The 662-nt window shown below is 36.3% G+C and carries 1 protein-coding gene; it reads left to right on the plus strand.

What is annotated here, in order from left to right; all coding sequences use genetic code 11:
- Nucleotides 1-39: 39 nt before the first annotated feature.
- The coding region (locus tag QM491_RS25600) for a transposase (protein WP_283330406.1) at nucleotides 40-662 on the plus strand (623 nt) is incomplete at its 3' end.

Below are 662 nucleotides of genomic sequence, written 5' to 3' on the forward strand. Positions count from 1 at the left end.
TGATATTTGTTTTGCGAACCATACCAAAGCAACCTTTTTATGTACTACGTACTCAGCAAAGATATAATAGAATCAGAAATAATTTGCCATTTACCTCTAAGAAAACGAGGTTTTAAGCCCCAAGTACCGACTTGTGAAATAATTAACTGTATTCTCTACAAGCTCAAAACGGGTATTCAATGGCATCTATTACCTGTCGAGAGTTTATTCAGTACTCATGTCCTCCATTATAAAACTGTTTTTGGTCATTATCGTCGATGGTGCAAAGAGGGAGTTTGGCAAAAATGCTGGATAGAACTATTGAAAAAATACAAGTCTTCATTTGACCTTTCAGTGGTAAATATGGATGGAAGTCATACCTCATCTATTCGTGGTGGTGAAGAAGTTGCCTATCAAGGCAGAAAGAAGCGAAAGACAACCAATGCTCTTTATTTGACTGATAAACAAGGACTTGTGTTAGCTATGACAACGCCTGTTTCTGGTAATCATAATGATTTATTTAATATTGAGAACACTTTTGAAGAACTCACTACGATATTAGAAGATGCTACTATTTCAGTGGATGGGTTATTTATGAATGCAGACGGAGGACGGTTCGCCGTTGCGATTCGATTCGGAAAACTTACATCAATTATGTCATCAAAAACAAATTATCGCCAATA

Source organism: Flectobacillus longus, from assembly GCF_030056705.1.
Taxonomy (GTDB): domain Bacteria; phylum Bacteroidota; class Bacteroidia; order Cytophagales; family Spirosomataceae; genus Flectobacillus; species Flectobacillus longus.